The organism is Amycolatopsis pithecellobii (genome assembly GCF_009707865.1).
Lineage (GTDB): Bacteria > Actinomycetota > Actinomycetes > Mycobacteriales > Pseudonocardiaceae > Amycolatopsis_E > Amycolatopsis_E pithecellobii.
Window position 1 is genome coordinate 1 of the sequence record NZ_WMBA01000135.1, and the last position, 2,758, is coordinate 2,758.

3 protein-coding genes and 1 pseudogene are annotated in these 2,758 nt (G+C 72.0%); 1 reads left to right on the forward strand and 3 read right to left on the reverse strand.

Annotated elements, in window-relative coordinates; all coding sequences use genetic code 11:
• From GKO32_RS37730 to GKO32_RS37740, 3 genes are all read right to left on the reverse strand, one after another.
• Positions 1–428: cellulose binding domain-containing protein (locus GKO32_RS37730; protein WP_208024667.1), on the reverse strand; the 428-nt coding region annotated here is incomplete at its 3' end.
• Positions 429–521: 93 nt separating this feature from the next.
• The gene (locus GKO32_RS37735) at positions 522–1,853 is read right to left on the reverse strand and encodes a HAMP domain-containing sensor histidine kinase (protein WP_154761698.1); all 1,332 of its coding nucleotides are present in this window, start codon (positions 1,851–1,853) and stop codon (positions 522–524) included.
• On the reverse strand, positions 1,850–2,524 hold the full coding sequence (locus tag GKO32_RS37740; protein WP_154761699.1) for a response regulator transcription factor: 675 nt from the start codon (positions 2,522–2,524) through the stop codon (positions 1,850–1,852). Before GKO32_RS37740 ends, GKO32_RS37735 begins: the two co-directional genes overlap by 4 nt.
• Positions 2,525–2,567: 43 nt before the next feature.
• Here GKO32_RS37740 and GKO32_RS37745 point away from each other — a divergent pair.
• Positions 2,568–2,758: pseudogene (locus GKO32_RS37745) on the forward strand (hypothetical protein); the annotation flags it as partial.

Sequence of the window (2,758 nt, forward strand, 5' to 3'; positions counted from 1 at the left end):
GGGGTGGTCGAGCAGTCGGCACCGTTGATGTGGCAGGACGTGGGGTCGGCCTTTCCCGCGCTCACCACGAAACCGATGTCGAGCGACTGCCCGTCGGCGATCGTGGGCTGCCAGGCCGGCGCGGTGACCGTGACCTGCTGACCGTCCACTGTGTACGCGGCGTTCCACAGCGAGGTGACCTTCGCGCCCGCGGGCAGGGTGAAGCTGAGCCGCCAGCCGCTCATCGGCTGACCGGTCGCGTTGCTCAGCTTGTACTCCGCCGTGTAGCCGGTGCTCCAGTCGGTGGTTTTGGTATAGACCGCGCTCAGCCCGGCGGCGCTGGCCGTGCCGGGGATCGCGACGGCGGCCACCGTGGCGCCCGCGATCGCGAGTGCCGCCGCACCGCCGGAAATCAGCCGGCGGCGGTGCCGGCCATGTGGGGACGACATCGGGGTTTTCCCTCCTCGAGTGGTTTGGACCCGCGGGACGCTAGTGCGCGGCCGGGCCGGCGCGAACCGTGCTCAGGAAGGACGAAAGGTCTCTTAAGACGCCCTTAAGGCAGCGGGTGCGGTCCGTAGCCGCAACCGGATGTCGGCGCCACCGCGGGCCGCACGGCCGATGGTCAGCTCGCCACCGGCCGCCTCCGCGACACGGCGGGCGATGTCCAGGCCCAGCCCCGTCGAGCCCGCGCCACCCGCGCCGGCGCCGCGCCGCAACGCCGCCGCCGGGTCGGGGATGCCGGGACCGGCGTCGTAGACCCGGATCGTCACGGCGTAGTCGGTGGTCCGGACGTCCACCCCGAACGAGACACCTTCGTCGGTGTGCCGGAAAACGTTGCCCAGCACCGCATCCAGTGCCGCCGCGAGGTCCGCGCGCGACACCGGGACGGGTGCCGACCGGTGCATGCCGTCGACCCGCCAGCGCCGGCCCTGGTCTTCGGCGAGCGCCGACCAGAAGTCCGTGCGGTCACGCACCACATCGGCGGCGTCACAGCCGAGCACGACGGTCTCCTCCCCGCCACGGCCACGTGCGGCGCGGATGAGCTGGTCCACTTCGTGTTCGAGCCGGGCCACCGCATGCCGGGTCTGCTCGGCGCTTTCCGACTCCTCCAGCGCGGCGGTGTTGAGCCGCAACACGGTCAGCGGAGTGCGCAGCCGATGTGACAGGTCGGCGGCCAGTTCCCGTTCTCCCGCAACGAGTTGCCGCACCCGCTCCGCCATCGCGTTGAACGCGGACGCGGCCTCGCGCAGCTCCGGCGGCGCCTGCCGATCGGTGTCGGGAGCACGCGCATCGAGGTCACCGGAACCGAGCTCGCGCGCCGCGTCGGCCAGCCTTCGGGCCGCGCCGACGATGCGGGTGCCGAGCCGGTCGGCGACCAGCACCGAGATCAGCACCAGCGCCGCCGCGACCCCGGTGAGTACCAGCCACGCGGCCGGTACCCCCGCCGAAAGTGCCGCCTCCGGCACGAAAACCTCGACGACCGCGATCCGCGCGTTGTCTACCGCGACCGGCTGCAGCAGCGCGTAACCACCGGGCACACTCAGCGTCGCGGAGCTGCCGCTCGTGGTGACCCCGGCCAGCTGCGCGGCGTCCGCGCGCGACGTGCCGAGTGTCGTCGATGCCCCGCCGCCGTCCGGTACGTGTACCGCGACCATGCCGTCAGCCCCGGCTTTCGTGCTGACCAGCGCCCGTTGCAGGGCGGTGTGATCGGTGGTGATCGCCAATGCCGGGCCGAACTGGGCGGCCTGCCTTTCGGCGCCGGCGAACGCGCGGTCGTGCGCGGTCTCGGCGACCAGCAGGCCAAGCGGGACAAGGAAAGCCAGCGCCACCATCGTGGTCACCGCGACCGCGACCCTGACCAGCGCCCACCTCATGGCGCCTCGATCTTCACGCCCACCCCGCGAACCGTGTGCAGGTACCGGGGTTTCGCGGCGGTCTCCCCGAGTTTGCGGCGCAGCCAGGACAGGTGCACGTCGATGGTCTGGTCCCCACCATAGGCCTGCTGCCAGACCGCGCTGAGAAGTTCCTTGCGCTGCACCACAACCCCGGGGCGCGCGGCGAGGAACGCGAGCAGATCGAACTCACGCCGGGTGAGATCGAGCGCCGCCCCGTCGAGGGTCGCCTCGCGCCGGAGCGGGTCGACGACGAGGCCGCCGACGCGCAACAACGGGGTTGCGCCCGCGTTTCCGGCGCGCCGCAGCACCGCGGTGATCCGCGCGTTGAGATGCTCGGGCGAGAACGGTTTCACCAGGTAGTCGTCGGCGCCGCTGTTGAGCAGCCGGACGATGCCCGCCTCGTCGTCGCGCGCGGTGGCCACCACGACCGGCACTTCGGTGACGCCGCGCAACATCCGCAGCGCCTCGGCCCCGTCGAGATCCGGCAGGCCCAGGTCGAGCACCACGAGATCACAGCCGACCTGCGTCACCTCACGCAACGCGTCGAGCGCCGCGCCGACGCTGCGTACCGCGTGCCCGGCGTCGGACAGGTGCCGCACGAGCGCGGCGCGGACGAACGCGTCGTCTTCGACCACGAGAACAGTCGCCATACCGCGCTACCGTACGCACAGCGATGAGGCAGGATGACGGCCGATGAGACGAACCTTGCTGCGCGTGGCCGCCTGGGCGGCCGCCACCGTCGCCGCGATGCTGGTGTCGTGGTTCGGCGTGCACAGTGTGCTGGCCACCGATGTGACGGCGCCGCAAGCAATACCGATCACGGCGGTGGTCGCGCCGCCGGCTTCCTCGCCGGTTTCCTTGTCCCCCAAGCTGTCCCCCACAGC